Annotated in this window: 23 protein-coding genes; 13 read left to right on the top strand and 10 right to left on the bottom strand. The window is 68.8% G+C overall.

Annotated elements, in window-relative coordinates:
* Entirely contained in the window at window positions 1-1,470 is a 1,470-nt protein-coding gene (gene cls / locus ACFCYE_RS03155; protein ID WP_376176174.1) for a cardiolipin synthase, read from the bottom strand.
* A 47-nt stretch (window positions 1,471-1,517) separates the two neighbouring features.
* Between cls and ACFCYE_RS03150 the strand changes: the two genes are divergently transcribed.
* Window positions 1,518-3,167, top strand: a complete 1,650-nt coding sequence (locus tag ACFCYE_RS03150) for a SulP family inorganic anion transporter (protein ID WP_376176171.1) — start codon at window positions 1,518-1,520, stop codon at window positions 3,165-3,167.
* Between the two features lie 11 nt (window positions 3,168-3,178).
* Entirely contained in the window at window positions 3,179-4,105 is a 927-nt protein-coding gene (locus ACFCYE_RS03145; RefSeq protein WP_376176169.1) for an HAD family hydrolase, read from the top strand.
* A 3-nt stretch (window positions 4,106-4,108) separates the two neighbouring features.
* On the opposite strand, the gene ACFCYE_RS03140 is transcribed toward ACFCYE_RS03145, so the two are convergent.
* Window positions 4,109-4,972 carry a formylglycine-generating enzyme family protein gene (locus ACFCYE_RS03140; RefSeq protein ID WP_376177125.1) on the bottom strand — a complete coding sequence of 288 codons (864 nt, stop codon included), beginning with the start codon at window positions 4,970-4,972 and terminating at the stop codon, window positions 4,109-4,111.
* Window positions 4,973-5,169: 197 nt separating this feature from the next.
* Here ACFCYE_RS03140 and ACFCYE_RS03135 point away from each other — a divergent pair, with 197 nt between their 5' ends.
* Window positions 5,170-7,494 (top strand): arylsulfatase, encoded by a 2,325-nt coding sequence (locus ACFCYE_RS03135; RefSeq protein ID WP_376176166.1) that lies wholly within the window; start codon window positions 5,170-5,172, stop codon window positions 7,492-7,494.
* A gap of 116 nt (window positions 7,495-7,610) precedes the next feature.
* On the opposite strand, the gene ACFCYE_RS03130 is transcribed toward ACFCYE_RS03135, so the two are convergent.
* Window positions 7,611-8,177 carry a dihydrofolate reductase family protein gene (locus tag ACFCYE_RS03130; protein ID WP_376176164.1) on the bottom strand — a complete coding sequence of 189 codons (567 nt, stop codon included), beginning with the start codon at window positions 8,175-8,177 and terminating at the stop codon, window positions 7,611-7,613.
* Window positions 8,178-8,249: 72 nt separating this feature from the next.
* On the opposite strand from ACFCYE_RS03130, the gene ACFCYE_RS03125 reads away from it, so the two are divergent.
* A complete protein-coding gene (locus tag ACFCYE_RS03125; RefSeq protein ID WP_376176161.1) occupies window positions 8,250-8,825 on the top strand; it encodes a TetR/AcrR family transcriptional regulator in 576 nt (191 codons plus the stop codon).
* 347 nt (window positions 8,826-9,172) lie between these two features.
* Here ACFCYE_RS03125 and ACFCYE_RS03120 read toward each other — a convergent pair whose 3' ends face one another.
* Entirely contained in the window at window positions 9,173-10,198 is a 1,026-nt protein-coding gene (locus ACFCYE_RS03120; RefSeq protein WP_376176159.1) for a Gfo/Idh/MocA family protein, read from the bottom strand.
* A gap of 20 nt (window positions 10,199-10,218) precedes the next feature.
* Window positions 10,219-11,211 carry a Gfo/Idh/MocA family protein gene (locus ACFCYE_RS03115; RefSeq protein ID WP_376176156.1) on the bottom strand — a complete coding sequence of 331 codons (993 nt, stop codon included), beginning with the start codon at window positions 11,209-11,211 and terminating at the stop codon, window positions 10,219-10,221.
* A 213-nt stretch (window positions 11,212-11,424) separates the two neighbouring features.
* Here ACFCYE_RS03115 and ACFCYE_RS03110 point away from each other — a divergent pair, with 213 nt between their 5' ends.
* Window positions 11,425-12,156 (top strand): Pr6Pr family membrane protein, encoded by a 732-nt coding sequence (locus tag ACFCYE_RS03110; protein WP_376176154.1) that lies wholly within the window; start codon window positions 11,425-11,427, stop codon window positions 12,154-12,156.
* On the opposite strand, the gene ACFCYE_RS03105 is transcribed toward ACFCYE_RS03110, so the two are convergent.
* From ACFCYE_RS03105 to dnaK, 5 genes are all read right to left on the bottom strand, one after another.
* Complete coding sequence (locus ACFCYE_RS03105; RefSeq protein WP_376176153.1) at window positions 12,090-13,463, bottom strand: FAD-dependent oxidoreductase; 1,374 nt, start codon at window positions 13,461-13,463, stop codon at window positions 12,090-12,092. The two genes, ACFCYE_RS03110 and ACFCYE_RS03105, sit on opposite strands and share 67 nt — an antisense overlap.
* Window positions 13,464-13,510: 47 nt before the next feature.
* Window positions 13,511-13,948 carry a heat shock protein transcriptional repressor HspR gene (locus ACFCYE_RS03100; RefSeq protein WP_376176150.1) on the bottom strand — a complete coding sequence of 146 codons (438 nt, stop codon included), beginning with the start codon at window positions 13,946-13,948 and terminating at the stop codon, window positions 13,511-13,513.
* Window positions 13,949-14,019: 71 nt separating this feature from the next.
* The gene (locus ACFCYE_RS03095; protein WP_376176149.1) at window positions 14,020-15,006 is read right to left on the bottom strand and encodes a DnaJ C-terminal domain-containing protein; all 987 of its coding nucleotides are present in this window, start codon (window positions 15,004-15,006) and stop codon (window positions 14,020-14,022) included.
* A 7-nt stretch (window positions 15,007-15,013) separates the two neighbouring features.
* A complete protein-coding gene (locus tag ACFCYE_RS03090) occupies window positions 15,014-15,652 on the bottom strand; it encodes a nucleotide exchange factor GrpE (RefSeq protein WP_376176147.1) in 639 nt (212 codons plus the stop codon).
* Between the two features lie 2 nt (window positions 15,653-15,654).
* Window positions 15,655-17,517 (bottom strand): molecular chaperone DnaK, encoded by a 1,863-nt coding sequence (dnaK, locus tag ACFCYE_RS03085; protein ID WP_376176144.1) that lies wholly within the window; start codon window positions 17,515-17,517, stop codon window positions 15,655-15,657.
* A 366-nt stretch (window positions 17,518-17,883) separates the two neighbouring features.
* On the opposite strand from dnaK, the gene ACFCYE_RS03080 reads away from it, so the two are divergent.
* From ACFCYE_RS03080 to cobA, 8 genes are all read left to right on the top strand, one after another.
* Window positions 17,884-19,602 (top strand): nitrite/sulfite reductase, encoded by a 1,719-nt coding sequence (locus ACFCYE_RS03080; RefSeq protein WP_376176141.1) that lies wholly within the window; start codon window positions 17,884-17,886, stop codon window positions 19,600-19,602.
* A complete protein-coding gene (locus tag ACFCYE_RS03075) occupies window positions 19,599-20,342 on the top strand; it encodes a phosphoadenylyl-sulfate reductase (protein ID WP_376176139.1) in 744 nt (247 codons plus the stop codon). Before ACFCYE_RS03080 ends, ACFCYE_RS03075 begins: the two co-directional genes overlap by 4 nt.
* The gene (gene cysD, locus ACFCYE_RS03070; RefSeq protein ID WP_376176138.1) at window positions 20,339-21,262 is read left to right on the top strand and encodes a sulfate adenylyltransferase subunit CysD; all 924 of its coding nucleotides are present in this window, start codon (window positions 20,339-20,341) and stop codon (window positions 21,260-21,262) included. Before ACFCYE_RS03075 ends, cysD begins: the two co-directional genes overlap by 4 nt.
* Entirely contained in the window at window positions 21,262-22,569 is a 1,308-nt protein-coding gene (locus ACFCYE_RS03065) for a sulfate adenylyltransferase subunit 1 (protein WP_376176136.1), read from the top strand. The genes cysD and ACFCYE_RS03065 overlap by 1 nt, the downstream gene beginning before the upstream one ends.
* 89 nt (window positions 22,570-22,658) lie before the next feature.
* Window positions 22,659-23,669 (top strand): ABC transporter substrate-binding protein, encoded by a 1,011-nt coding sequence (locus ACFCYE_RS03060; RefSeq protein WP_376177123.1) that lies wholly within the window; start codon window positions 22,659-22,661, stop codon window positions 23,667-23,669.
* On the top strand, window positions 23,666-24,523 hold the full coding sequence (locus ACFCYE_RS03055; RefSeq protein ID WP_376176134.1) for an ABC transporter ATP-binding protein: 858 nt from the start codon (window positions 23,666-23,668) through the stop codon (window positions 24,521-24,523). The genes ACFCYE_RS03060 and ACFCYE_RS03055 overlap by 4 nt, the downstream gene beginning before the upstream one ends.
* Window positions 24,513-25,415: an ABC transporter permease gene (locus ACFCYE_RS03050; RefSeq protein WP_376176131.1), complete on the top strand. Its 903-nt coding sequence runs from the start codon at window positions 24,513-24,515 to the stop codon at window positions 25,413-25,415. Before ACFCYE_RS03055 ends, ACFCYE_RS03050 begins: the two co-directional genes overlap by 11 nt.
* Window positions 25,412-26,389, top strand: a complete 978-nt coding sequence (gene cobA / locus ACFCYE_RS03045; RefSeq protein WP_376176130.1) for a uroporphyrinogen-III C-methyltransferase — start codon at window positions 25,412-25,414, stop codon at window positions 26,387-26,389. Before ACFCYE_RS03050 ends, cobA begins: the two co-directional genes overlap by 4 nt.
* Window positions 26,390-26,403: the final 14 nt, after the last annotated feature.

Raw genomic sequence — 26,403 nt, 5'->3', positions numbered from 1 at the left:
TCAGTTCAGCGCGGAGGTGAGCCGGAAGACGCCGTCCAGGAACGTGGACTTCGCGGGCTCGCGACGCCACTCCTCCAGCGTGAGCTCTCGGCCGGCATCGCGGTAGGCCTGCTCGACCTCGCGCATCTGCGCGACGAACGACTCTCCGCGGACCAGCATGGAGATCTCCATGTTCAGCGTGAACGAGCGGATGTCCATGTTGCTCGACCCGATCACGGCGATGTCGTCGTCGATCGAGAAGTGCTTGGAGTGCAGGATGAACGGCGCGGGATACAGGAAGATCCGCACGCCGGCCTCGAGCAGCGCCTCGTAGTACGACCGCTGCGCGTGGTAGACCATGCCCTGGTCGCCGAGCTCGGAGACGAACAGCTGCACCTCGAGCCCGCGCTGCCGGGCGATCGTGATCGCGTAGACCATCGCCTCGTCGGGGACGAAGTACGGGCTCGTGATGATGACCTGCTCGGTCGCGCCGTGGATGAGCGAGAGGAACAGTCGCAGGTTGTTCTCGGTCTCGTAGCCGGGACCGCTCGGCACGAGCTGGCACACGAGCGCATCCGGCGCCGTCGATGCGGCGACCTCGGATGCCGGGACGATCTCGTCGAGCTGCTCACCGGTCTCGATCAGCCAGTCGGAGAGGAACACGGCATCGATCTCGGTCACGGCGGGACCGGTGACCCGCGACACGAGCTCCTGCCATTTGAGGCCGCGGCTGATGTTCTTCGGCGAGTTGTAGGTGCGGTCGATGAGGTTCTGCGAGCCGACGAACGCGACGCGCCCGTCGACGACCACGAGCTTGCGGTGATTGCGCAGGTCAGGACGCTGGTACTTGCCCTTGAGGGGCTGCACCGGAAGCATCCAGTTCCACAGCACCCCGATGCGGTCGAGCTCGGCGAAGGTCTCGTCGGCCTTCGCGACCTTGCGCGAGGCGATGTGGTCGGCCAGCAGCCGCACCGTGACACCGCGGGCGACGGCGTTCTCCATGGCGGTGAAGAACACCTTCGTCGTCTCGTCCCAGCTGACGATGTAGAACTCGACGTGCACGTACGACTCGGCGGTGTCGATGGCCGCTGCCATCGCCTGGACGGATGCTTCGTAATCGTCGATGAGCTCGGCGGTGTTGCCGCCGACCGGCGGAAAGCTGGTCAGCTCCGTGTTCTGCGCCGTGACGCGGGTGAACCAGGTCGGCCAGTCGGAGCTGTCGACCCGCAGGTCGCCGGAGGCGACCCGGTCGCGGATGATGCCGTCGATTCGCGCCTGCTCGGCCCGTCGCTTCTTCGGCAGCTTGACGCCGCCGATCAGCAGGAAGATCACCAGGCCGACGATCGGCAGGAGGAAGATCAGCAGCAGCCAGGACATGGCGGCCGTGGGCTTGCGTCCCTTCGGGATGATGACGAGCGCGGCGATGTTGATGATGAGCACGATGATCGCGCTGGCGACCCACCCGAGGTTGGCGAGGAGAAGGGAGTTCACGTGAGCAGTCTCCCGCATTTCGTCGCCGCCCCGGTAGATTCGCGGGTGTGACCTCGTCCGCCCCCGCTCGCCCCGCGCCGCGCACGCTGCTGCCGACGCTGGCCGGGTACCGCCGCGAATGGCTGACGCGGGACGTCGTCGGGGGTTTGTCCGCCGGGGCGGTGGTGGTCCCGCAGGCGATGGCGTACGCGACGATCGCGAACCTCCCTGTGCAGGTCGGGCTGTACACGTGCATCGTCCCGATGCTGGTGTACGCGTTCCTCGGCCGCAGCCAGGCCATGAGCGTCTCGACGACGTCGACGATCGCGACGCTCACGGCCACGACGCTCGTCACCGCCGGGGTGGCGGCGAGCGCCGAGGATCCGGATGCCGCGCTCGGCGCCCTCGTGACGCTCACACTCCTCGTGGGGATCGTGCTCCTCGTCGCCCGCCTGCTCAACCTCGGGTCGCTGGTGGAGAACATCAGCGCGGCGACGGTCCTGGGCATCAAGATCGGTGTCGGCGCGACGGTCGCCGTCGGTCAGCTCCCCAAGCTGCTCGGCGAGTCGGGCAGCGTCGCCGGTGAGGGCTTCGTCCGATCCCTGATCGCGGTCGCGGACTCCCTCGACAGCGTGAACGGGCCGACCGTCGCGCTCTCGGCGGGATCGATCGTCGTGCTCGTCGTGCTCCAGCGATTCGCCCCGCGCGTCCCCGGCACCCTGATCGTCGTCGCCGCCGGCATCCTGCTCGCGGCTTTCACGGGGCTGACCTCGCTCGGTGTCGCGCTCATCGATCCGGTGCCGTCGGGGTTCCCCGTTCCGCGACTGCCCGACCTCGCGCTCGTCGCGGACCTCGCACCCGGCGCTCTGGCGATCGCCGTGATGGCGTTCCTGGAGTCCGCCGCGGTGGCCCGCGGCATCCGGCGGGCGACGGAGCCGCCGATCGACAGCAACCGGGAGCTGTTCGCGACCGGTGCGGCCAACGTGTTCGGCGGGTTCTTCACCGCCATGCCGGCCGCGGGCGGGTTCTCGCAGAGTGCGGTCAATCAGGCCGCCGGCGCGAAGACGCAGCTGTCGTCGATCGTCACGGTCGCCCTCGCGGTGCTGGTCGCACTGTTCCTCGGACCCGTGCTGAGCCTGCTGCCGGAGGCCACCCTCGCGGCGATGGTGTTCGTCGCGGTCGCGGGGCTCATCGACGTCCCCGAACTGATCCGCTGGGCGCGGATCAGCCCCCGCGACTTCTGGATCGCACTCGCCGTCGCGCTCATCGGGCTGTCGGCGGGCCTCCTCGCAGCCGTCGCCGTCGGCGTGGTGCTGACGCTCATCCTCGTGCTCCGCGAGGTCAACATCCCGCGGCTGCGCGTCATCGACCGGCGCGGATCAGCGGTGACGATCCATCTCGGGCAGGGTCTGTACACCGGCAATGCGCTGCAGAACGAGCGCGCCATCGTCTCGCTCGCCACGCAGAGCGCCGATGCGACGGCCGTCGTGCTCGACGTGCACCGGCTCGACGTCGTGACGGTCACCGTGCTGGACGCCCTCGAGGACCTCGACCGCGAGCTCTCCCAGCTCGGCATCGAACTGCACCTGGCCCGCTTGCCGGAGCACTCGGCGACGATCGCGCGCCGGATGCCCTGGTACGCGGGACTCGAGAAGGACGGCCGAACACACGATTCGGTCGAAGACGGGCTGACCGCGGCATCCCGCGCGCCCCGCTGAGAGGAAAGCGCATGACCGACATCCTGCCTTCGTGGCGAAGCACCGCGACACGCGACGCGATCGTCGACTTCGTGGCGGCTGTGACCGCGGAGGGCGGCGCCGACTACGTCGCCCCCGAGGCGCGCGTCGCCGTCTTCGACAACGACGGGACGCTGTGGACCGAGAAGCCGATGGTGACGCAGCTGCATTACCTGCTCGGCGAATGGAAGAAGGCCGCCGAGGCCGACCCGTCGCTCGCCGAGAAGCAGCCGTACAAGGCAGCGGTCTCCGGAGATCTCGGCTGGTTGGCCGCCGCCGTGGACAAGCACTACGCCGGAGACGATGCCGACCTCGGTGTGCTCATCGCGGCGGTCGCCGGCAACTCGGCAGGACGCAGCGTCGACGAATACGCCGCATCGGTCGCAGAGTTCTACCGCGACGCGCGCCACCTCTCCCTCGGCACGCCGTATTCGCTCACCGTCTACCAGCCGATGGTCGAACTCGTGCGCTACCTCGACGAGAACGGCTTCACGACGTACATCGTCTCGGGCGGCGAGCGCGATTTCATGCGTCCGATGACGGTGGCGAACTACGGCATCCCCGCCGAACGGGTGATCGGAACGGGACTCGGTCTCACCTACGACGAGGAGGCGAACGTCGTACGCTACGCCCCCAAGCTCGCGTACTTCGACGACGGCCCCGAGAAGCCGGTCCGCATCTGGATGCGCACCGGACGGCGCCCGATCCTCGCCGCCGGCAACTCGAACGGCGACCTGCCCATGCTGCGCTACGCGCAGGGCAGCCCGCGGAGCCTCGCGCTGCTCGTGCATCACGACGACGACACCGACCGCGGCGACGTCCCCTACGACAAGGGCGCCGAGCGGGCGCTCGCGGCAGAGGATCTCACGGTCATCAGCGTCCGCGACGACTGGTCGCAGGTCTTCCCGGCGGATGCCTGAGGCTCAGGCGTCGCTCGCGCAGCGGAAGCCGATGTGCGACATGCCGGTGTCCTCCGCCTGCGGTGACCGCGCGGCGGGACGGAAGCGCAGGCAGTACTCGGGCGAGCACAGCTGAGACCCGCCCTTGAGCACGCGCCGGGGGATCTCCGGGAACTCCTTCAGCGCGCTCGCGGCGGCGAGCAGATTCGCGCGCTTGCCGGCATCCACCGGCTTGTCCGACAGCCGCAGGTGCCGCGGCGTGTAGTAGTCGCTCGTCCACTCCCAGACGTTGCCGATCAGGTCGTACAGTCCGTACCCGTTCGCGGGATACGAGCCGACCGGCGCGGCATCCCCCACGCCCTGATTGTCGTACGGGAACCGGCCGAGCCACGAGTTCGCCTGCGCGACGCCGTCCGGGTAGGGCTCGTCGCCCCACGCGAAGCGCTGAGCTTCGAGGCCGCCACGCGCGGCGAATTCGTGCTCCGCCTCGGTGGGCAGACGCAGCCCCGCCCAGTCGGCGTACGCCGTCGCGTCCTCGAAGGCGATGTGCACGACGGGATGCTGCAGGCGGTCCTCGATGGACGAGTCGGGGCCGAACGGTCGACGCCAGAACGCGCCGGGCTGCCACCGCCACCAGTTGCGCCAGTTGCGCAGGTCGACGGGTCCGGCCGTCGGGGTGAACACCATCGAGCCGGGAACCAGATCAGCCGGATCCGCGCCCTGGAACTTGGCGGGATCCAGCTCGCGTTCGGCGACGGTGACGTAACCGGTGTCGTCGACGAACGCGGCGTACTGCGCGTTCGTCACCTCGTAGCGGTCGATGCGGAACGAAGCGACCGTGCGCTCGTGCACCGGGCGCTCGTCGGGGTAGAACTCTTCGGATCCCATGAGGAACGTTCCGCCGTCGAGGAGGACCTGATCGTGTGTCGTCACGCTCCCACCGTATCCGCGCGCCGCGACGGCGGCGCGGTTCCGATTTGTTCCTAGCCCGTTCCGGGTGAACCTCTGGCCCGGCCGGAGCGCCACAGGTAGCGTTTGGATCGTACGTGCGCGGAAGCATCCGCGCTCCCGAACGGAGGGAAAGCATGTCCAAGGAATTCGCGGGCAAGATCGCGGTCGATGTGCGGGACTCGGTGCCCGACTGGAGCCCCTACGAGCTGCCGAAGGCGCCCGAGGGCGCGCCCAACATCCTCGTGATCCTGTACGACGACACGGGCATGGCCTCCTGGTCGCCGTACGGCGGGCGCATCAACATGCCGACGCTGGACCGCCTGGCCGAGAACGGTCTCACGTACACGCAGTGGCACACGACCTCGATCTGCTCCTCGACGCGCTCGACGTTCCTCACCGGTCGCAACCACCACGCCAACGGCATGGGCGTGATCATGGAGGGCACGAACGGCTTCCCCGGCTACTCCGGACGCATCCCGGCCGAGTGCGCGACCATCGGGCAGGTCCTGCAGGACAACGGCTACTCGACGTTCTGGGTGGGCAAGAACCACAACGTGCCTGAGGAGGACATCTCCTCCGGCGGCAGCAAGTCGCAGTGGCCGCTCGCCATGGGCTTCGACCGGTTCTACGGATTCCTCGGCGGCGAGACCAACCAGTGGTACCCCGACCTGGTCGAGGACAACCGCTTCATCGAGGCGCCGTACACCCCGGAAGAGGGCTACCACCTCTCGAAGGACCTCGCCGATCAGGCCATCCGGATGATCCGGGATCAGAAGTCCTCGAACCCGTCGAAGCCCTGGTTCACCTGGTACAACCCCGGCGCCAACCACGCCCCCCACCAGGCCCCCGACGAGTACATCGCCAAGTACAAGGGCCTCTTCGACGACGGTTACGACGCCTACCGCACCTGGGTCCTCGCGCGCATGATCGAGCGCGGCATCCTCCCCGAGGGCACGACGCTGACCGAGTTCAACCCGATGCCGGAGGACCAGGCGAACGCGGCCGACCACGTCAAGCCGTGGGACTCGCTCTCGGATGACGAGAAGCGCCTGTTCAGCCGCATGGCCGAGGTCTTCGCGGCCTTCAGCGAGTACACCGACACCGAGATCGGGCGCGTCATCGACTACCTGGAGGAATCAGGACAGCTCGAGAACACGCTGATCTTCTACTGCGCGGACAACGGCGCCTCCGGTGAGGGCAGCCCGGACGGCTCGGTCAACGAGAACAAGTTCTTCAACGGGTTCCCCGACGATCTGCAGGAGAACCTGGACAAGATCGACGAACTCGGCTCGAACGAGACGTACAACCACTACCCCACGGGGTGGGCTGCGGCGTTCTCGACCCCGTTCAAGATGTTCAAGCGCTACTCGCAGTTCTCGGGCGGCACGTGCGACCCGATGATCATCCACTGGCCGGCCGGCATCAAGGCCAAGGGCGAGGTCCGTCACCAGTACCACCACTCCGTCGACGTCGTCTCGACGATCCTCGACGTGATCGGCATCGAGTTCCCCGAGGTCTTCCGCGGGGTCGAGCAGCGCCCCCTGCCCGGCGTCTCGATGCGGTCCTCGTTCGACGCGGCGCCCGATGGTCCCACGGACAAGCACGTGCAGTACTACTCGATGCTCGGCACCCGGGGCATCTGGAAGGACGGCTGGAAGGCGTCGACGATCCACGCGCCGCTGACCGGGCACGGCCGCTTCGACGAGGACCAGTGGGAGCTGTACCACGTGGACGCCGACCGCTCGGAGTCGAAGAACCTCGCGGCCGAGCATCCGGAGAAGCTCGCCGAGCTCATCGAGGCGTTCGAGATCGAGGCGAAGGACAACAACGTCTACCCGCTCGATGACCGTCCCGCCCGCGAGCAGCTCACGATCGAGCGCCCGCAGGCCGAGCCGCCGCGGAACCGCTACATCTACTACCCCGGCACCACCGCGGTGCCGGAGTCGGTGGCGGTGAACGTCCGCGGCAGGTCGTTCAAGATCATCGGCGACGTCGTGGTCGAAGAGGGCACCCAGGGCGTCATCTTCGCTCACGGTTCGCGCTTCGGCGGGCACGCGCTGTTCATCAAGGACGGCAAGCTCAACTACGTCTACAACTTCCTCGGCATCCCGCCGGAGCAGACGTTCACGTCGGGTGTCCTGACGCCGGGGCCGCACGCACTGGGCGTCGAGTTCATCCGCGAGAGCGCTGGCGAACACGGCGAGTCGATCGGAACCGCGAAGCTCTACGTCGACGATCAGGTCGTCGCCGAGGGTCCGATGCGGGCGCAGATCGGCAAGTTCACGCTGTGCGGCGACGGGCTGTGCATCGGCTTCGACAGCGCGGACGCGGTCAGCCACCAGTACACCAACCCGTTCCCGTTCACCGGCGGGAAGCTGCTGGGCGTCGGCATCGATGTGAGCGAGGAGCAGTATCTCGACCTCGAGCTCGAGGCGCAGGCGGCGTTCGCCCGCGAGTAGTGCTCTGACGCAGGAGGGGCGGGAAGGCTGTGCGGCCTTCCCGCCCCTCCTGCGTGTCCGGGTGGGTGCGGGTCCGGTGCACGATCACCCGCCGCACCCCGGACACGCTCGATCCGTCAGGCGCGCGCGTACTCGGCGAGGACGACGCCGGATTCGAAGGCGGTCGTGTCCGTGCGCGCGAGCGCTTCGGGCGCATAGCCGCGGCGGCCGAACAGCGGGATGCCGTCGCCGATCAGCACCGGGTTGATCTTCAGCACGAGGCGGTCGATCTCGTCGGCCAGGGCCGCGGCGAGCGCACCCCCGCCGCACAGCCAGATGCCCTTGCCCTCCTCCGACTTGAGCTCGCGCACGACGTCGACGGGATCGCGGTCGGTGAACTCGACCCCGTCTACCGGCTCCGGTGCGCGGCTCGTGAAGACGACCTGCCGAAGATGCCGGTACGGGCTGGGCATGCTCGGCAGCCCGACCGCGTACGTGTTCCAGCCCATAAGGACGGTGTCGAACAGTTCGCCGTCGGTGGGGATGCCGAGGGCCTCGTTGATCTGTGTGGGGATGGTCTGGTTGAACCGGGCGTTGATCGCGTCCCGGTGATCGCCCTCCGCGAGGAGGAAGTCGAACTCGCCATTCGGTCCGGCGATGAAGCCGTCGAGGGTGACGGCCACGTAGTAAGTCAGTTCGCGCATAAGAGCTCCAATCACGACAGGTGCAGTGGTTAGAGACTACAACAGCTGCAGTGGTTGCGCTAGTCTGCTTCCATGGCGAAGAACGAAACGCGTCGCAACGCGCTGGCGGATGCCGGCATCGCCGTCCTGGCGAGCGAAGGCTCGCGCGGTCTCACCCACCGGGCGATCGATGAGCGCGCCGGTGTTCCGATCGGCACGGCATCGAACTACTTCCGAAGCCGTGAGGCCCTGATCGCCGGGCTGTTCGAGCGCATCGGTGCGCGCCTCGCTCCGACGCCGGAGGATCTGGAGCGCCGAGCGGCGCAGGAACCGAGTCGCGAGCTGTTCGCTGAGTATCTCCGCGACATCGTGCGGCGCCTGTCGACCGAGCGCGAGGTCACGCTCGCGCTGTTCGAGCTGCGGCTCGAGTCGGCACGGCGCCCCGACCTCGCCGACACCGTCTCGTCGTGGCTGCGTGCCGGCTTCGCCGCCGATGTCGCGTTCAACGAAGCAGCCGGTTTGCCTGGCGGGGCGCGCGAGATCGCCCTGTTCCACTACGCGATCGACGGTCTCCTGCTCGATCGACTCACCTCGTCGATCGACCCTGAGACGTCGACGGATGCCATCGTCGACGCCCTGGTCGAAGGGCTGCTGCCGCGGCATCCCTGACGGCGGCCGCTGCCGGGAACCCACCCGGCGCGCGAGACAGCACGTCACGATCGGCTTCTCGCGCAGGAGATGGTTTCTCGGCGCGGCGGGCGGCGGGGTCGGCGTCAGACTGCGACGTCGCCCACCAGTTCAGGATGCCTTCAATCAGATCAGATGCGGGAACGAGGTCTCTCGGCCCCTGCTGACAGTGGATGCCCACGGCATCCGTACCGGACTGGAAGATCAGAGGGCCGACGGTCGAGGTCGTCGGGTTCACGACCGAGGCTCCTTCCGCGCGAACGAGCGAGCGCCGGGAAGCGCGGCACGGTGGCCGGCTTCCCAGCGCTCGATCGGCGAGGCTCTGCGCGTCAGACGACGGCGGATGCCGCGGTGATGCGCTGCACCGGCGCGAACGCGCGCGTCCGATCCGATTCGTACGCCGCGAGGATGACGCCCAGCACGTCGATGCCCTCGACGTGCGTGTGCAGCGGACGCTTGCCTTCGATGAGGCATTCGGCGAAGTGCGACACCTCGGCGGCGATGTCGTGCACGCCCTCGAACGAGATGGTTACGGGGTCCTGCCCGCGCAGGCGGTACGTCAGCGTCACGCCGTCGGAGGACATCGAGCCGAGCTCGCCGACCAGCGAGAACTTCTCGGTGCCCGGTGCGGCGTCGTACGCCCAGCTCGTCGTGACGACGCCGACGACGCCGTTGTCGTAACGGACCAGCACCTGGGCGGAGTCCTCGCCCTCCATGAACTCCAGCCGGTGTCGCGAGAGCATCGCGGTGACCTCGGTCGGGACCGCCCCGGCGAGGTGCTGGAGGAGATAGACCGGGTGGTAGCCCGTGTCGATCAGCTCGCCGCCACCTGCCGTGGAGGCGTGCGCGCGCCAGCCCATGCTCTCCGGGGTGAATCCGTTGTGGAAGCTGTCGGTGGTGCGCACCTCGTAGACCCGCCCGAATGCTCCGTCCTCGATGAGGCGCTTGGCTTCGGCGACGGTCGGAAGGAAGAGCTGATTGTGCGCGCACATGATGGTGACACCCGTGCGGTCGGCCACCTCGGCGATGGCGGCCGCCTCATCCATCGTCATGCACAGGGGCTTCTCGCACAGGACGTGCAGACCCGCCTCCGCCGCTGCGATGATCGCCTCGGCGTGAAGGTGGTGCGGCAGGCAGATGTCGACGGCGTCGAGTTCCGCTTCCGCGATCATGGTGCGGTAGTCGTCGAAGATCTGCACACTCGTGTCCTCGCCACGGCGCGCCTCCGCGTTCGCGCGCACCGGATCGGCGACGGCGGCGAACACCACCTTGTCGGTGTTGCGGAGGTAGCCCTCCACGTGCGCACCTGCGATGCCGCCGGCACCGATGAGTCCGATTCGGATCTTGTCGGTCATGTCCCTTTTCCCGTTTCTGGTCAAGCCTGGAAGTCGATCGTCTGCCGCGAGTGCGCAGACGCGTTCGCCGCCACGACGAGCCTGGTCAGCTCGATCGCGGCGGCACGGTTGGCGGAGGCGTCCGCTCCTGCTTCGATGGCGTCGATCCACAGGTCGAACGGCTGGAGCGGTGCGTCCGGGAGTTCGACCTCGACCCACCCCTCGTCGCCGAATCTGCCTCCCGTCGCGGTGAGGACATCGCTGCCGAAGCCGAACAGCACGGATGCCTCGGTCCCCCGCACCTCGAATGCGAATGCTCCGGGCCGAGTGACGAAGCTCGCCTCGGCGACGCCGACGGCACCGTTCGGATACCGGGAGACGACGACCGCGTTGTCTTCGACATCGCGCCCTGTCACCGCGCCGTATGTGGCGCTGATCGTCGCCGGTCGGGTTCCCAAGAAATGCTGGATCAAGTAGGCAGGATGGCATCCGAGGTCGGCGAAGACTCCGCCGATGGCCGTGGCAGGGTCGGCGAATCGTTCGGGCAGCCAACCGGCGAGCCAGCCGTCGTGCGCCAGGCGCACACGTGCATACGTGACGGTTCCGAGATCACCGGACTCGATGAGATCACGCACGGCGACGGTGGTCGCCTCGCTGAGTCGCGGCAGGGAGACCACGAGCTGCACCCCGGCCGCTTCCGCCTCCCGCACGAGCGCCTCGCACTCGGCGACCGTGGGCGCCAGCAGCTTCTCGGTGAACACGTGCTTGCCTGCCGCGATCGCACGACGGATCACATCCGTGTGGTCGGAGGTCGCGGTCGTGATCGTGACCGCGTCGACGTCGGGCCGCGCGAGCAATGCGTCCAGATCACGCTCCAGCTCGATGCCGAGCACCTCCGCACCTTCGCGCGCGATCGTCTCATCCTGGTCCCAACCCGCGACCAGCCGAGTCCGGGAATGCCTGAGCGCTTCCCTGGCGTAGTCGTTGGCATGCACATGCCAGAACCCGACGACACCGATTCCTACCGTTTCCACGACACCTCCGTCTTGGCGATATCCCATCTTTGGGCGTGGCAACGCTACCAACCTCGTACGGCGATGCTCCGGCGTGACGTCGGCGTGTTACTCGTGTCACCAAGTCATTCTCGACCGACCGACGCTCCACCCGTCGGCCACCGCGCACACACCTGCGCTCCGTAGACTCGCCAGATGACGCGGGGACCGCGTGGGAGAGGAGGCGGAGCGAGCGTGAGGTGGCGGACGATCTTCGGTGCGCTGCGCCTGCTCACCGCCGCCGTCTGCCTGGGCGCTCTGACCCATCGCCTGTTCTGGGGGCTGAGCTCCAACACCGTCGCGGGCGACAATTTCTTCGCCTACCTCACCGTGCAGTCGAACTGCGCACTGGTCGCCCTGCTGGCGGTCGGCGGCGTGCTCGCCCTGCGCCGCGAGAACGATCCGCGATGGTTCACGATCGCGCTCGCGCTCGTCCTCACCTGGACGATCACGGCCGGGCTCGCCTTCGCCCTGATCGTGTGGCAGGCGGGGCTGCGGGGCATCCGCATCGACGTGCCCTGGTCGGACCAGTTGCTGCATTTCTGGCTTCCCGCCTGCACGGCACTGGCCTGGGGTATCACTCCCGGGCATCGTCGGGTCACCTGGCTGGTCGTGCCCGGATCCCTCGCGTTCCCGATCCTGTGGGGCCTCGTCACGCTGTGGCGCGGCCCGTCGATCGGCTGGTATCCGTACTACTTCCTCGACCCTCGACAGGTCTCAGGACCGCTCGAGTTCGTCGTGACATGCGCGCTCGCGCTGGCGATCTTCGCGCTGGTCGCGACGGCTGTCGTCGGAGTGAGCCGGATGCCGAGCCCCTGGGCGCCTCTCGCCCGACGCCGATCGGTGAAGGAGCCCGTCCGCTACGGTTCGTCGTCCGAGGGCATGAACGGCGCCAACGACACGAGTGCCGCGACGACGGCTTCCTGATCGCCGAGTTCAGCGAACTTCCCGGCGGCTTTGCCTCCGACGAGGCCGACGAGCACCGGCTCTCCGGTGGCTGGTCGGAGGTTGAACCAGGTGCGGATGACGCCGTCACCTCCGACGACATGCCACAGCGCCGCTTCGGTCTCCCAGAACGCCTCGTCGAAGCGCAGCCAGATCGTCTCGATCGCACCGACACCGAGGTCGGCGATCGCCCCGCGATGCGTGAACGGGAGTGCGGGTGAGAACTCGAGCCCACCGTGTTTGAGCACACCGAGCGGCACGGTGAGCACCACACGATCGAACGACAACGACTCGCCCGTTCCCAGCTGCAGGCTGACGCCGGTGTCGTCGTAGGCGACGCGCGACACCGGAGACGACAGGCTCACCTCGAGCCCCTGCAGCAGCGTCTCGATGAAGATCGTCAGATCAGCAGACGGAGCCGCATAGCTCTCCGGCGGAAGCGCGGGCGGGAACCAGGATGACAGGACGTCGGGGTCGCCACCGGATGCCGCGGTCACGGCCGCGAGCAGCGCAGCCAGCGCGGGCTCCTCGGGATCCGCACCGTTCTCGGTGAGCGCTTCGGCGACGGAGACATCCATCGCCTGAGCCTGCGCGGACTCGAGCGCTCCGGTCAGAACCGCCTCGTCGACCGCTTCGACCGCACCGTCGCGCGAGCGCCATTCGGCGTCCACCAGATCCAGCAACCGGGTGTCATCACCGGCGAAGCGCTCACGCAGATCGGTGTCGTCGACGCCCAGGAGCCAGCCACCGAGCTGGACCGGAATGGGCCAGACCTCGTCGACGCGCGAGTCGACGCGTCCGCCGAGCCGGTCACGGGCCTCGAAGACGGTCACTTCGGCGCCCTCTGCGGTCAGCTGACCTGCGGCCACGGCGCCGGCGAGCCCTGCTCCGACGACGGCGATGCGCTCACCGGCCGCCGCGCGCGTGCGCAGAGCCGTCGCCGCTCGTTCACCGGATCGGATGGCGCCGCGCATCGTGCCCGGGTACTCGGTGTCGACGGCCTCGCCGGCGAAGAACACGCGCTGTTCGATCGGCTCCGCGAGCGCGGCGCGCAGGCTCGGCTGCGCGCCGACCGGCGTGAAGCTCGCACCACCGCGGGAGAACGGATCCGTCGACCACGCGCTGCGCATCGAATGCGTCGGCGCCGGTCCGTCGAACGTCGGAGGCGGATCCGTCGGCGTACGGGTCGGGGTGCGCGTTGGCGTGGGCTCTGGCGTGCAGGACGCGAGAAGCACACTCATGGCGCCGACCCCGGCGCCGATCAGCAGCGTGCGACGTGTCATCCTCATCGTTTCGCCACCCTACCGCGACGACCTCACTGTCCGGTGAGACGGACTCAGTCCTCGGTGCGGCGATCGCCCGGTCGCCACAGCACGACTTCGGTCGACCGGCGGATGCGGCGGCCGGACGCCATGGGGATGACACCGCTCGCTCCGGCGGCGAACACGCGCACGCCTGGGCGGTTCTCGCGCTCGGCGCGCAACGCGCCCTCGAGATCCAGGACGCGTCGGCGCAGCATCCGCACCTCGTCCTCCAGGTGCAGCAGACGCGAGATCGCCGGCAGGCTCATGCCCTCGCCGGACAGCCGGGCGACCTCACGCAGCTGCTGCACGTTGCGCGCCGAATAGCGCCGCGACCCGCCCCTGGTACGACCGGGGACGACGAGTCCGATCCGGTCGTACTGGCGCAGGGTCTGCGGATGCATGCCGGCGAGCTCGGCGGCGACGGCGATCGCGAACACCGGAGCATCGTCATCGTCGGGGGCCATCGCCATCACCTCCTGGATTTTCTTCGATTCTTGCTGCGTTTCGACTCGCTTCACTCCCTCAACGAGCGAGGGGCGGGTCAGCCGCGCGCCTTCGACATCAGGTCCGCGCGCGGGTTCTCCTTGGGTTCGGCGGCGGCGAACGCCTCGAGCGCCGCACGGGCTGCGTCGTCCAGGTGCGACGGGACGGCGACCTGCAGCTCGGCCAGCAGGTCGCCGGTGCCCTTGCTGCTCGCGATGCCCCGCCCCTTGACACGCAGGACGCGTCCGGAGGGCGTGCCGGGCGCGACGCGCAGCTTCACGGTCTCACCGCCGAGCGTCGGCACCTCGATGGTCGCGCCGAGTGTCGCCTCGGTGAACGTCACCGGCACGGTCACACGGAGGTTCAGCCCGTCTCGCGTGAACACCGGGTGCGGGCGCACCGCGATGCTCACGACGATGTCGCCGCTCTCCCCGCCGTCGGGCGATGGCCGACCACGACCACGCAGACGGATCTTCTGACCGTCCGCGACCCCCGCAGGGATCTTCACCTTGAACGGCTTGCCGTCCTCGCCCTGCAGGGTGATCGTCTCGCCCTGTGCTGCGGTGATGAAGTCGAGGGTCGTCCGCGCGGTGACGTCGGCACCGCGCTGCGGCCCGCCGAAGCCGCGGTACCCTCCGGATGTCTGACCGAACCGCCCCGAGCCGAACGAACCGCCCTGGGCCTGGCCCTGGTTGAACATCGCGAAGATGTCCTCGAAGTCGGCGGACGACTGCCCGCGCTGCCCGAACCGGCTGAAGACGTCCTCGAAGCCGCCGGCTCCGGCGCCGCTCGCGGTGAAGCGCGCACCCGACCCCATGGCACGGATCTCGTCGTATTCCTTGCGCTGCTCCGCATCGGAGAGCACCGAATACGCCTCGCTGATCTCCTTGAAGGTCGCCTCCGCCGCGGCATCCCCCGGGTTGGAGTCCGGGTGGTACTTGCGGGCCAGCTTGCGGTAGGTCTTCTTCAGCTCCGCGTCGCTGACGTCCTTGGAGACGCCCAGCGTCTTGTAGAAGTCCTTGTCGAACCAGTCCTGGCTTGCCATCTGACCTCTACTCCGCCGGAACGGCGACGACGACCTTCGCCGGACGCAGCTCGACATCGCCCAGGCGGTAGCCCACCTCGACGACCTCGAGAACCGTGGTCTTCTCCGCTCCTGGTGTCGGCTGCTGGAAGATCGCCTCGTGGTGCTGCGGGTCGAACTCGTCGCCCTTCTCGCCGTAGGACACCACGCCGAGACGCTCCACGACCGCGCGCACCTTCTCGGCGATCACCGCGAAGGGCGTGCCCTCGACGAGGTCACCGTGCTGCGCAGCGCGGTCGAGGTCGTCCAGCACCGGGATGAGACCCTTGGCCGCCTCTCCCTTGGCACGGTCGATCTCGATCTGGCGCTGCTCCTCGGTGCGTCGGCGGTAGTTCGCATACTCCGCCTGCAGACGCTTGAGGTCGTTCAGCAGTGCGGATTCGAGGTCCGCGAGCACGGCATCCTCCGCCGCGGCCTCGCCGGTCTGCTCGGTACCGAGGATGTCCTCGATGGTCAGGTCGTCCGCGGGAGTCGCGTCGGATCCTTCAGCGGCCGCAGCCTCTGCCGAATCCGGGTTCTCCTGCGACTCGGGGCCGGATGCCGCAGCATCCGACCCCTCGCCGTCGGGACGAACCTCGTCGTTGTCGTCGAAGTTCTTGTCCGTCATGGTTACTTCTTCTCTTCGTCCTCGTCGATGACCTCGGCGTCGATGACGTCCTCATCGGAGGAGGCGTCACCGGCGGGGGCGTCGCCCTCGGCCGAAGATCCGGCCGAGGCATCCGCCTGGCTCTGGGCGTAGATGGCCTCGCCCAGCTTGCCCTGCGACTCGTTGAGCTTGTCGTACGCGGCCTTGACGGCGTCGTCGTCCTCGCCGGCCAGAGCCGTCTTCAGAGCGTCGACATCGGCCTGGACCGAGTCCTTCACGTCGGTGGGGAGCTTGTCCTCGTTGTCCTTGATGAGCTTCTCGATCGAGTACGCGAGCGTCTCGGCCTGGTTGCGCTGCTCGAGAGCCTCGGCGCGGCGCTTGTCCTCTGCCGCGTTCTCCTCGGCCTCGCGCACCATGCGCTCGATGTCGTCCTTCGACAGCGACGAGCCGCCGGTGATCGTCATCGACTGCTCCTTGCCGGTGCCCTTGTCCTTGGCGGACACGTGCACGATGCCGTTCGCGTCGATGTCGAACGTGACCTCGATCTGCGGGATGCCGCGCGGAGCCGGCGCGATGCCGGTGAGCTCGAACGTCCCCAGCGGCTTGTTGTCGCGGGTGAACTCGCGCTCGCCCTGGAAGACCTGGATCGCGACCGAGGGCTGGTTGTCGTCGGCCGTGGTGAAGGTCTCGCTGCGCTTGGTCGGGATCGCGGTGTTGCGGTCGATGAGCTTGGTCATGCGGCCGCCCTTGGTCTCGATGCCGAGGCTCAGCGGGGTGACGTCGATCAGCAGGACGTCCTTGCGCTCACCGCGGAGGACACCGGCCTGCAGGGCGGCGCCGACGGCGACGACCTCGTCCGGGTTGACGCCCTTGTTGGCCTCCTTGCCGGTCTCGCGCTTGACGAGCTCGGCGACGGCGGGCATGCGGGTGGAGCCACCGACCAGCACGATGTGGTCGATGTCGGCGACCTTGATGCCTGCTTCGCGGATGACATCCTCGAACGGCTTCTTGGTGCGGTCGAGGAGGTCCTTGGTGAGGTCCTCGAACTTCGCGCGGGTGATCGTCTCGCTCAGCGACACGGGGCCGGATTCGGTCAGCGAGAGGTACGGCAGGTTGATGCTCGTGCTCGTGGAGCTGGAGAGCTCCTTCTTCGCCTGCTCTGCGGCCTCCTTGAGACGCTGCAGGGCGATCTTGTCACCCGAGACGTCGACGCCGGAGGTCTCCTTGAACTGCTTGATCAGGTGGTCGACCAGGCGCTGGTCCCAGTCGTCACCACCGAGGCGGTTGTCGCCCGAGGTGGAGCGGACCTGGATCGTGGAGAAGTCGTCGTCCTTGCCCACCTCGAGCAGGGAGACGTCGAACGTTCCGCCACCGAGGTCGAAGACGAGGATGAGCTCGTCCTCCTTGCCCTTGTCGAGGCCGTAGGCCAGAGCGGCAGCGGTGGGCTCGTTGATGATGCGCAGGACGTTCAGACCGGAGATCTCACCGGCCTCCTTGGTGGCCTGGCGCTCGGCGTCGTTGAAGTACGCGGGAACGGTGATGACGGCATCCGTCACGGTGTCACCCAGGTACGACTCGGCGTCGCGCTTGAGCTTCTGGAGGATGCGCGCGGAGATCTCCTGCGGCGTCCACTTCTTGCCGTCGACGTCGAAGGACCAGTCGGTGCCGACGTGACGCTTGACGGAGGCGACCGTGCGGTCGACGTTCGTGACGGCCTGGCGCTTGGCGGTCTCGCCGACGAGCACCTCGCCGTCCTTCGTGAACGCGACCACCGAGGGGGTCGTGCGGAAGCCCTCGGCGTTGGCGATGACCTTCGGCTCGCCACCTTCGAGGACGCTGACGACGGAGTTCGTCGTACCGAGGTCGATTCCAACAGCACGTGCCATGTGTTTCTCCTTCTGAGATTCGGTTGGGGAGTCTGAGGCGATCAGCAAACCTGAGTCGCGATGACTCAACTGTACCCCGAGCGTCGAACGTTGTCAAACAAAGTTGATACGAGTTCACTCAAGTTTTACCTACGGGTGCCCGTCGTAACGCGAGAGTGCGACACCTGTCGGATTGCCGACCTCGCCCATATGCCGACTCTTTCGACGTGCCTGCACACCCGAATACCTCAAGACCGCGCCGCTCGGCACTCTGTGTCGTCATGTTTCGTCGGCTGACGTCATGTGTCGCGCGCACGTGACCGCGATGGTCGTGCTCGTCAGAGTTGTGCAACGCCATCTCCGACGAGCAGTGCAGAGAGCATCCTCATGACCACGCCCCAGCAGACCCCGATCCGCGGTGCACGCACGCGCACCGGCCGTACGCCGACGAAACCGCACGGCCAGTGGCTGGTCGACGGTACGGAGCCTCTCAACGGCAACGAGGAGTTCAAGCTCGCCGACAACGGCCTCAACGTCCGCGAACGCATCGAGAACGAGTACGCGGCCGGCGGTTTCCAGAGCATCGATCCGACCGACCTGCACGGACGCTTCCGCTGGTGGGGTCTGTACACGCAGCGCAAGCCCGGGATCGACGGCGGCCGCACCGCGCAGCTCGAGCCGCACGAGCTCGAGGACGAGTACTTCATGCTGCGCGTCCGCATCGACGGCGGTCAGCTCACCACCCACCAGCTGCGCGTGATCGGCGAGATCTCGACCGAGTTCGCTCGCGACAGCGCCGACCTCACCGACCGCCAGAACGTGCAGCTGCACTGGATCCGCGTCGAGGACGTCCCCGAGATCTGGCGCCGGCTCGAAGAGGTCGGCCTCAGCACGACCGAGGCCTGCGGCGACGTGCCCCGCGTCATCCTCGGCTCCCCCGTCGCGGGCATCGCCGCCGACGAGATCATCGACCCGACCCCGCAGATCCACGAGATCGCCGAGCGCTTCATCGGCGACCCGACGCTGGCGAACCTGCCCCGCAAATACAAGACCGCGATCACGGGGCACCCCAGCCAGGACGTCGTCCATGAGATCAACGACTGCGCCTTCGTCGCCGTCGAGCACCCCGAACTCGGCATCGGCTACGACCTCTGGGTCGGCGGCGCCCTCTCGGTCGTCCCCCGGCTCGGCGAGCGCCTCGGCACCTTCGTCGCCCCCGAGCGAGTCGCCGAGGTCTGGCACGGCGTCACGCAGATCTTCCGCGATTACGGCTACCGGCGCCTGCGCAACAAGGCGCGTCTGAAGTTCCTCCTCGCCGACTGGGGCACCGAGAAGTTCCGCGAGGTGCTCGAGACCGAGTACCTCGACAGCCCCCTTCCGGATGGTCCGGCAGCCCCCGCCCCGACCACGATCGGCGACCACGTCGGCGTGCACGCGCAGAAGGACGGGCGCTTCTACGTCGGCGCCGCTCCGCTCGTCGGCCGCGTCTCCGGCAGCACCCTCACGGCCCTCGCCGACCTGGCCGAGGTGCACGGGTCGCAGCGCGTGCGCACCACACCGCACCAGAAGATGCTCGTCCTCGACATCCCCGAGACCGAGGTCGAGGCGCTGGTGAAGGGACTCGACGCGATCGGCCTGTCCGCCCGCCCCAGCCTGTTCCGCCGCGGCACGATCGCCTGCACGGGCATCGAGTACTGCAAGCTCGCGATCGTCGAGACGAAGGCGAACGCGGCTACGGCCATCGAGCAGCTGGAGGAGCGTCTCGGCGCCCTCGAACCCGAGATCGGCCGCCCCATCACGCTGCACGTGAACGGATGCCCGAACTCCTGCGCGCGCATCCAGACCGCCGACATCGGCCTGAAGGGCCAACTGGTCTCGATCGACGGCGAGCAGGTCCCGGGCTACCAGGTGCACCTCGGCGGCGGCCTCGCCGGCGTCGACCGCGCCGAGGCAGGGCTCGGCCGCACCGTTCGCGGCCTCAAGGTCGCCGCCGACGGCATCGCCGACTACGCCGAGCGCGTCATCCGTCGATACCTCGCCGACCGCGAGACGGGTGAGACGTTCGCACAGTGGGCGCATCGCGCCGACGAGGAGGCGCTGCAATGAGCGTCAGCCTCGCCCCCCGCATCCGGACCAAGCGCACGCGCGAAGAACTCGCGGCCCTCGCCGAGCAGGGCAACGCCGAGCTCGGCAGCCTGACCGACCACGAGGCATCCGCCGCCGACGTCGTCGCCTGGGTCGCCCGCAACTTCGGAGCGGATGCCGCAGCCGTCGCCTGCTCGATGGCGGATGCCGCGCTGCCGCACCTCGTCGCGGAGCAGCTCCCCGGCGTGGACGTGCTCTTCCTCGACACCGGCTACCACTTCACCGAGACGTACGCGACACGTGACGAGGTCCAGCGCGCTCTCGACGTGCGCATCGTCGACGTCACGCCGGACCAGACGGTCGCCGAACAGGATGCCGAATTCGGCGCCAAACTGTTCGAGCGCGACGCAGCGCTCTGCTGCGCCCGCCGCAAGGTCGCCCCGCTGCAGGACGCCCTCGGCGGCTACGAGCTGTGGTTCACGGGTGTGCGCCGCGACGAGGCCCCGACCCGCACGAACACGCCGCTGGTCACCTGGGACGAACGCAACGGCCTCGTGAAGGTGAACCCGGTCGCTGCGTGGAGCTTCGACGACGTCCTGGCGTACGCGGCCGAGCACAAGGCGCCGGTCAACCTGCTGGTGAACTTCGGCTACCCCTCCATCGGATGCGAGCCGTGCACGAAGCAGGTCGCACCGGGCGAAGACCCCCGCTCCGGCCGATGGGCCGGGCAGGCGAAGACAGAATGCGGGCTGCACGTATGACGAACCTCTCCCCCGTCGCCGCACCGCCGCGACTCAGCGCCCTCGACCAGCTCGAGGCCGAGGCCATCCACATCATCCGCGAGGTCGTCGCGGAGTTCGAGCGTCCTGTGCTGCTGTTCTCCGGCGGCAAGGACTCCGTGCTCGTCCTGCACCTCGCCACCAAGGCGTTCGCCCCAGGGCGCGTCCCCTTCCCTGTGCTGCACGTCGACACCGGGCACAACTTCCCCGAGGTCATCGCGTTCCGCGACGAGACGGTCGCGCGCCTCGGTCTGACCCTCGAGGTCGCGAGCGTCCAGGACTACATCGACGACGGGCGCCTCACCGAGCGCCCGGACGGCACCCGCAACACGCTGCAGACGCAGCCGCTGCTCGACGCGATCACCGCGGGCAAGCACGACGCCGTCTTCGGCGGCGCACGTCGCGACGAGGACAAGGCCCGCGCCAAGGAGCGCATCATCTCGCTCCGAGACGAGTTCGGCCAGTGGGACCCGCGCAACCAGCGCCCCGAGCTGTGGAGCCTGTACAACGGCCGCCACCTCCCCGGGCAGCACGTGCGCGCCTTCCCGATCTCGAACTGGACCGAACTCGACGTCTGGCGCTACATCGAGCGCGAGGGCATCGCGCTCCCGCCGCTGTACTACGCCTCCGAGCGCGAAGTCTTCCGCCGCGACGGCATGTGGTGGGCGGTCGGCGAGTTCGCCAGCCCGCGGGCCGGCGAGCAGGTCGAGAAGCGCGTCGTCCGCTACCGCACCGTGGGCGACATGAGCTGCACCGGCGCCGTCGAATCGGATGCCGTCGACACGGCATCCGTCGTCGCCGAGGTCGCGCGGTCGACGCTCACCGAACGCGGCGCCACCCGCGCGGACGATCGCATCAGCGAGGCCGCCATGGAGGACCGCAAGAAGGACGGGTACTTCTGATGACGACGCTTCTCCGCGAGCACACGCTGTTCCGATTCGCGACCGCCGGGTCCGTGGACGACGGCAAGTCGACCCTGGTGGGTCGGCTGCTCCACGACGCCAAGGCGATCCTCGCCGACCAGCTCGAGCAGGTCGCCTCGACGTCCCGCGCCCGCGGCTTCGCGCACGGCGAGTTCGACTTCGCGCTGCTCACCGACGGCCTTCGCGCCGAGCGCGAGCAGGGCATCACGATCGACGTCGCCTACCGCTACTTCGCCACGGATCAGCGCAGCTTCGTCCTCGCGGACTGCCCGGGTCACGTGCAGTACACCCGCAACATGGTCACCGGCTCCGCCACCGCCGACGCCGTGATCGTGCTCGTCGACGCGCGCAAGGGTGTCGTCGAGCAGACCCGCCGGCACCTCGCGGTCGTCTCGCTGCTGCGGGTCGCGCACGTGATCGTCGCGGTCAACAAGATCGACCTGACCGGCTACGACGAGGACCGCTTCATCGAGATCGAGCTCGAGGCCGAACGCGTCGCCGAGCAGCTGGGTCTGTCCGGCATCCACGTGCTGCCGGTGTCGGCACTCGAGGGCGACAACGTCGTCGATCGCTCGGCGCAGACGCCCTGGTACACCGGCCCGACGCTGATCGAACTGCTCGAGACCCTGCCGACGCAGGAGGAGACGGAGTCGGCGGATGCCGCATTCCGCCTTCCCGTGCAGGTCGTGCTGCGTCCGCAGGGCGGTCTCGATCCTCGCATTCCCGCATCAGACGCCGAACGCTACCGCGACTTCCGCGGCTTCGCCGGGCGCGTGTCCTCCGGCACCGTCCGGGTCGGCGACCGCGTCGAGGTGCTGCCAGGAGGCCACGAGACGGTCATCACCGGCATCCAGGTCGCCGGTCACGATGCCGAGGTCGCGACGGCAGCGCAGTCGATCTCTGTGACCCTCGCCGATGAGGTGGACGCCGCACGCGGCGCCGTCATCGCCGCGGCCGGCACCGCACCGACGTCGCGCCGCGAAGCCGTCGTGGAACTCTTCCAGCTCGACCCGCGGGCGACCACCCCCGGCGCCAAGGTGCTCGTCAAGCACGGCACGTCGACCGTGCAGGCACTGGTCTCCGCGATCGTCGACCGGCGCGACCTCGAGACCCTCGCGCACGAGGACGCGGAGCAGCTCGCCGTCAACGAGATCGGACGCGTGCGGCTGCGCTTCGCCGCCGATCTGCCGATCGAGCCGTACGCGGTCAATCGCGCGTCCGGTTCGCTGCTGCTCATCCACCCCGTCGACGGGGCGACGCTCGCCGCGGCCACCGTCGTCGACTGACCCTGCACCACCCCGACAACGTCTAAGGAGGCGAAACCGTGAAGATCACCCGCAAGACCACCGCTTTCACCGCTCTAGGAGTGGCCGCGATGATGCTCGCCGGCTGCGCCTCCGCGGCCCCCGGTGCCGAAACGGAACCCGCCGACGAGGTGCGCCTCGGCTACTTCGCCAACGTCACCCACGCGCCGGCGCTGGTCGGCGTCGAGGAGGGTCTGTTCACGGACGCCCTGGGCGACGACATCGAGCTCAAGACCGAGATCTTCAACGCCGGACCGGCCGCGATCGAGGCGCTCTCGGCCGGTGCGATCGACGCCACCTACATCGGCCCGAACCCGTCGATCAACACGTTCATCCAGTCCGGTGGACAGTCGGCGCACATCATCGCCGGAGCGACCTCCGGCGGGGCGGCGCTCGTCGTCCGAGCCGGGATCGACGACGTCGCCGACCTCGAGGGTGCGAGCATCGCCAGCCCGCAGCTGGGCAACACGCAGGACGTCGCGCTGCGCAGCTGGCTGGCGGACGAGGGCTTCGAGACGTCGACCTCCGGCGGCGGCGATGTCACGATCACACCCACCGAGAACGCCCAGACGCTGACCCTGTTCCAGCAGGGCGAGGTCGACGGCGCCTGGCTGCCGGAGCCGTGGGTGTCCCGTCTGGTCGTGGATGCCGGGGCGCACGTCCTCGTGGACGAAGCAGATCTGTGGGAGAACGGTGCGTTCCCGACCACCGTGCTGCTGGTCCGCGCCGAGTTCGCCGCGGACCACCCCGACCTGGTCGAGAAGCTGCTCGAGGGGCACATCGCCTCGGTCGCGTGGCTCGGCGAGAACGCCGCAGAGGCGCCCGTCGTCATCAACGCGGCTCTGACCGAGGCCACCGGAAAGGGACTCTCCGACGAAGTGCTGGCACGCGCCCTCGAGAACGTCACCTTCACGGTCGACCCGCACGCCGAGACCTTCGAGACGCTCGTCGAGGACGGCCTCGCCGCCGGCACGCAGAAGGACGGCTCGATCGATGGGCTGTTCGATCTGACCGCGCTGAACACGCTGCTCGAGGAGGACGGCCAGGAGCCGGTCTCCGCAAGCGGCCTCGGGGACGAGTGATGACGGCGCCGGCGGGGAAGGCCATCGCGGACGACACCGCGCGTGCGTACGCGGGCGCCTCCTCGCTGGCGCCCAGTTTCGACGGAGTGACGCCGGTCGCCCCGGCATCCGCACCGGCCGAGCCGATCGTCCGAATCGACCACGTCTCCAAACGGTTCGGATCGGGACCCCTCGTCATCGACGACGTCTCGCTCGACATCGCACCCGGCGAGTTCGTGTGCCTGCTGGGTGCGTCCGGATGCGGCAAGTCGACGCTGCTGAACCTCATCGCCGGCCTCGAGCCGGTGACCTCCGGGGCGATCTCCGTGCCGAGCACCGGGGCGGCCGTGATGTTCCAGGAGTCGGCCCTGATGCCCTGGCTGACCGCCCGGCGCAACGTCGAACTCGCCCTGCGCCTGCGCGGCGTCCCTCGGTCCGAACGCCGCGAGGAGGCGCTGCGCCTGCTGGGCACCGTGAATCTCGCGGATGCCGGGGACAAGCGCCCGCACGAGCTCTCCGGCGGAATGCGCCAGCGTGTGGCCCTGGCGCGTGCACTCGCGCAGGACCGCCCGGTGCTGCTGATGGACGAGCCGTTCGCGGCACTCGACGCCATCACGCGCGACCTGCTGCACGAAGAGCTGGAGCGCGTCTGGCGCGCCACCGGGCGCACGATCGTGTTCGTCACCCACAACGTGCGCGAGGCCGCGCGACTGGGCCAGCGCGTGATCCTGCTCTCCAGCCGCCCCGGCCGGATCGCCAGGGAATGGAAGCTCGGCGGAACGGCAGGGCGCCGCATCGAATCGCCGGAGGTCTCCGCCCTCGCTGCCGAGATCACCACCGAGTTGCGTGAGGAGATCCGACGCAATGCCGCGTGAAACCGTCAAGACCAACGCGCTCGATTCCTTCGACGAGCTCAACACGCTCTCGACCGGGCTCGACCGGCTGCAGAGCGAAGAGGAGCGGCGCTCCTCCTCCTGGCGCACCGCGCTGTCCAAGGTGCTGCCACCGATCATCCTGCTCGTGGTACTGCTCACCGCGTGGCAGCTCTACGTGGTCATCGCAGAGCCGCGACCCGACCTCTCCCCCGGGCCGCTGCAGGTGGCCGCCGCGCTCGGCGACGCCTGGGAGTCCGGACGGTTGCAGGAGGCCGTTGCGACGAGCCTCGAACGCGGCGTGTTCGGCTTTCTCATCGCCATCGTCGTGGGAACTCCGCTCGGGCTGCTGCTGGCGGAGTGGAAGGTGCTACGGCGTGCCGCCGGCCCGCTCATCTCCGGTCTGCAGGTCCTGCCGTCGGTCGCCTGGGTTCCCGCGGCCATCCTCTGGTTCGGGCTGAGCGACGCCACGGTGTACTTCGTGATCCTGATGGGGGCGATCCCCTCGATAACGAACGGTCTGCTCTCGGGAATCGATCAGGTCCCTCCGCAGCTGCGTCGAGCGGGCATCGTGCTGGGCGCCAGCCGCTGGCAGCTCGCGACGGCCGTCATCCTGCCCGCCGCTCTTCCCGGTTACCTCGCCGGCCTCAAGCAGGGGTGGGCGTTCTCGTGGCGCTCCCTGATGGCGGCCGAGATCATCACCGGCGGCGGGTCGCTCGGGTTCGGCGTCGGCACGATGCTGCAGCAGACCCGTGAACTCGCAGACCTCGCCGGCGTGCTCGGCACCATCCTGCTGATCCTCGCGATCGGCATCCTCATCGAGCTCGTCCTGTTCGGGCCGCTCGAGCGGCGTCTGCTGCGCAGCCGCGGACTCGCCCAGGGAGGAAGCAGATGACCGGTCTCGTCACCCTCGTCGGTGCCGGCCCCGGCGACGCAGGGCTCCTGACGCTCCGCGGCCTGCGCGCTCTGCAGGACGCGGATGTCATCGTCGCCGATCGGCTCGGCGCCCGGTCGGTGCTCGACCAGCTGGCGCATGAGGGCATCGTCCTCACCGCCGAGGTCGTGGACGTCGGAAAGCTCCCCGGTCACCACAAGGTGCCGCAGGACGGCATCAACGCCCTGCTCGTGCAGCTCGCCTCCGATGGGCGCCGCGTCGTGCGTCTCAAGGGCGGCGACCCGTTCGTGTTCGGACGCGGGCGCGAGGAGCAGCTGTTCTGCGAGCAGGCCGGCGTGGCCGTCGAGGTCGTCCCCGGGGTCACCAGTGCCGTCTCGGTCCCGGCCCTCGCCGGCATCCCGCTGACCCACCGCGGCGTCTCGACATCCTTCACCGTCGTCAGCGCGCACGACCAGATCGAGCGGCTCCCCGGTGGTGCCGACCACACGGTCGTGCTGCTCATGGGCGTGAACACGCTCGGGCACTCCGCTCACGTGCTCGCCGACGGTGCGCGCGGCGCGGACTGCCCCGTCGCGATCATCGAGGACGGCTACGGCGAGAACGAGCGCGTCACCGTCGGGACGCTCGACACCATCGCCCACCTCGCCGCGACCAGGCAGGTGCGCTCGCCTGCCGTGGTCGTCGTCGGCGATGTCGTCCGGCTCAGCCCGCACGCGGCATCCCTTCCGGCATCCGAACCGGCGTCCGAATCTGCGGATGCGGCCTCTGCGGCGCGACGAATCACGGACGATGTGACGAATGACGGACGAATCGACCCGAAAGGTCCGTCGAACGTCACCGAGTCCGCGAATCGTCGCACGCGGGAACCGGCCCCGACCCCGCGGACCCGCTGGTTCGAGGCGATGGATGCCGGACTCGCCGTCGACACCGGCCTCAGCCGGGCGATCGACAGCACTCTCGACTACGTGATCTGACCCCGTTCGCACGC

The organism is Microbacterium sp. NPDC056234, from assembly GCF_042267585.1.
Classification (GTDB): domain Bacteria; phylum Actinomycetota; class Actinomycetes; order Actinomycetales; family Microbacteriaceae; genus Microbacterium.
Note: the sequence above shows the minus strand (reverse complement) of the source record. Positions and strands in the feature narration are given on the sequence as shown.

Bases quoted from the DNA above. Each gene is read 5' to 3' on its own strand.
- ACFCYE_RS03145 (WP_376176169.1), top strand. From the start codon at position 3,179: ATGACCGACATCCTGCCTTCGTGGCGAAGCACCGCGACACGCGACGCG.
- ACFCYE_RS03140 (WP_376177125.1), bottom strand. From the start codon at position 4,972: ATGGGATCCGAAGAGTTCTACCCCGACGAGCGCCCGGTGCACGAGCGC.
- ACFCYE_RS03135 (WP_376176166.1), top strand. From the start codon at position 5,170: ATGTCCAAGGAATTCGCGGGCAAGATCGCGGTCGATGTGCGGGACTCG.
- ACFCYE_RS03130 (WP_376176164.1), bottom strand. From the start codon at position 8,177: ATGCGCGAACTGACTTACTACGTGGCCGTCACCCTCGACGGCTTCATC.
- ACFCYE_RS03125 (WP_376176161.1), top strand. From the start codon at position 8,250: ATGGCGAAGAACGAAACGCGTCGCAACGCGCTGGCGGATGCCGGCATC.
- ACFCYE_RS03120 (WP_376176159.1), bottom strand. From the start codon at position 10,198: ATGACCGACAAGATCCGAATCGGACTCATCGGTGCCGGCGGCATCGCA.
- ACFCYE_RS03105 (WP_376176153.1), bottom strand. From the start codon at position 13,463: ATGAGGATGACACGTCGCACGCTGCTGATCGGCGCCGGGGTCGGCGCC.
- ACFCYE_RS03100 (WP_376176150.1), bottom strand. From the start codon at position 13,948: ATGGCGATGGCCCCCGACGATGACGATGCTCCGGTGTTCGCGATCGCC.
- ACFCYE_RS03095 (WP_376176149.1), bottom strand. From the start codon at position 15,006: ATGGCAAGCCAGGACTGGTTCGACAAGGACTTCTACAAGACGCTGGGC.
- ACFCYE_RS03090 (WP_376176147.1), bottom strand. From the start codon at position 15,652: ATGACGGACAAGAACTTCGACGACAACGACGAGGTTCGTCCCGACGGC.
- dnaK (WP_376176144.1), bottom strand. From the start codon at position 17,517: ATGGCACGTGCTGTTGGAATCGACCTCGGTACGACGAACTCCGTCGTC.
- ACFCYE_RS03080 (WP_376176141.1), top strand. From the start codon at position 17,884: ATGACCACGCCCCAGCAGACCCCGATCCGCGGTGCACGCACGCGCACC.
- ACFCYE_RS03075 (WP_376176139.1), top strand. From the start codon at position 19,599: ATGAGCGTCAGCCTCGCCCCCCGCATCCGGACCAAGCGCACGCGCGAA.
- cysD (WP_376176138.1), top strand. From the start codon at position 20,339: ATGACGAACCTCTCCCCCGTCGCCGCACCGCCGCGACTCAGCGCCCTC.
- ACFCYE_RS03065 (WP_376176136.1), top strand. From the start codon at position 21,262: ATGACGACGCTTCTCCGCGAGCACACGCTGTTCCGATTCGCGACCGCC.
- ACFCYE_RS03060 (WP_376177123.1), top strand. From the start codon at position 22,659: ATGATGCTCGCCGGCTGCGCCTCCGCGGCCCCCGGTGCCGAAACGGAA.
- ACFCYE_RS03050 (WP_376176131.1), top strand. From the start codon at position 24,513: ATGCCGCGTGAAACCGTCAAGACCAACGCGCTCGATTCCTTCGACGAG.
- cobA (WP_376176130.1), top strand. From the start codon at position 25,412: ATGACCGGTCTCGTCACCCTCGTCGGTGCCGGCCCCGGCGACGCAGGG.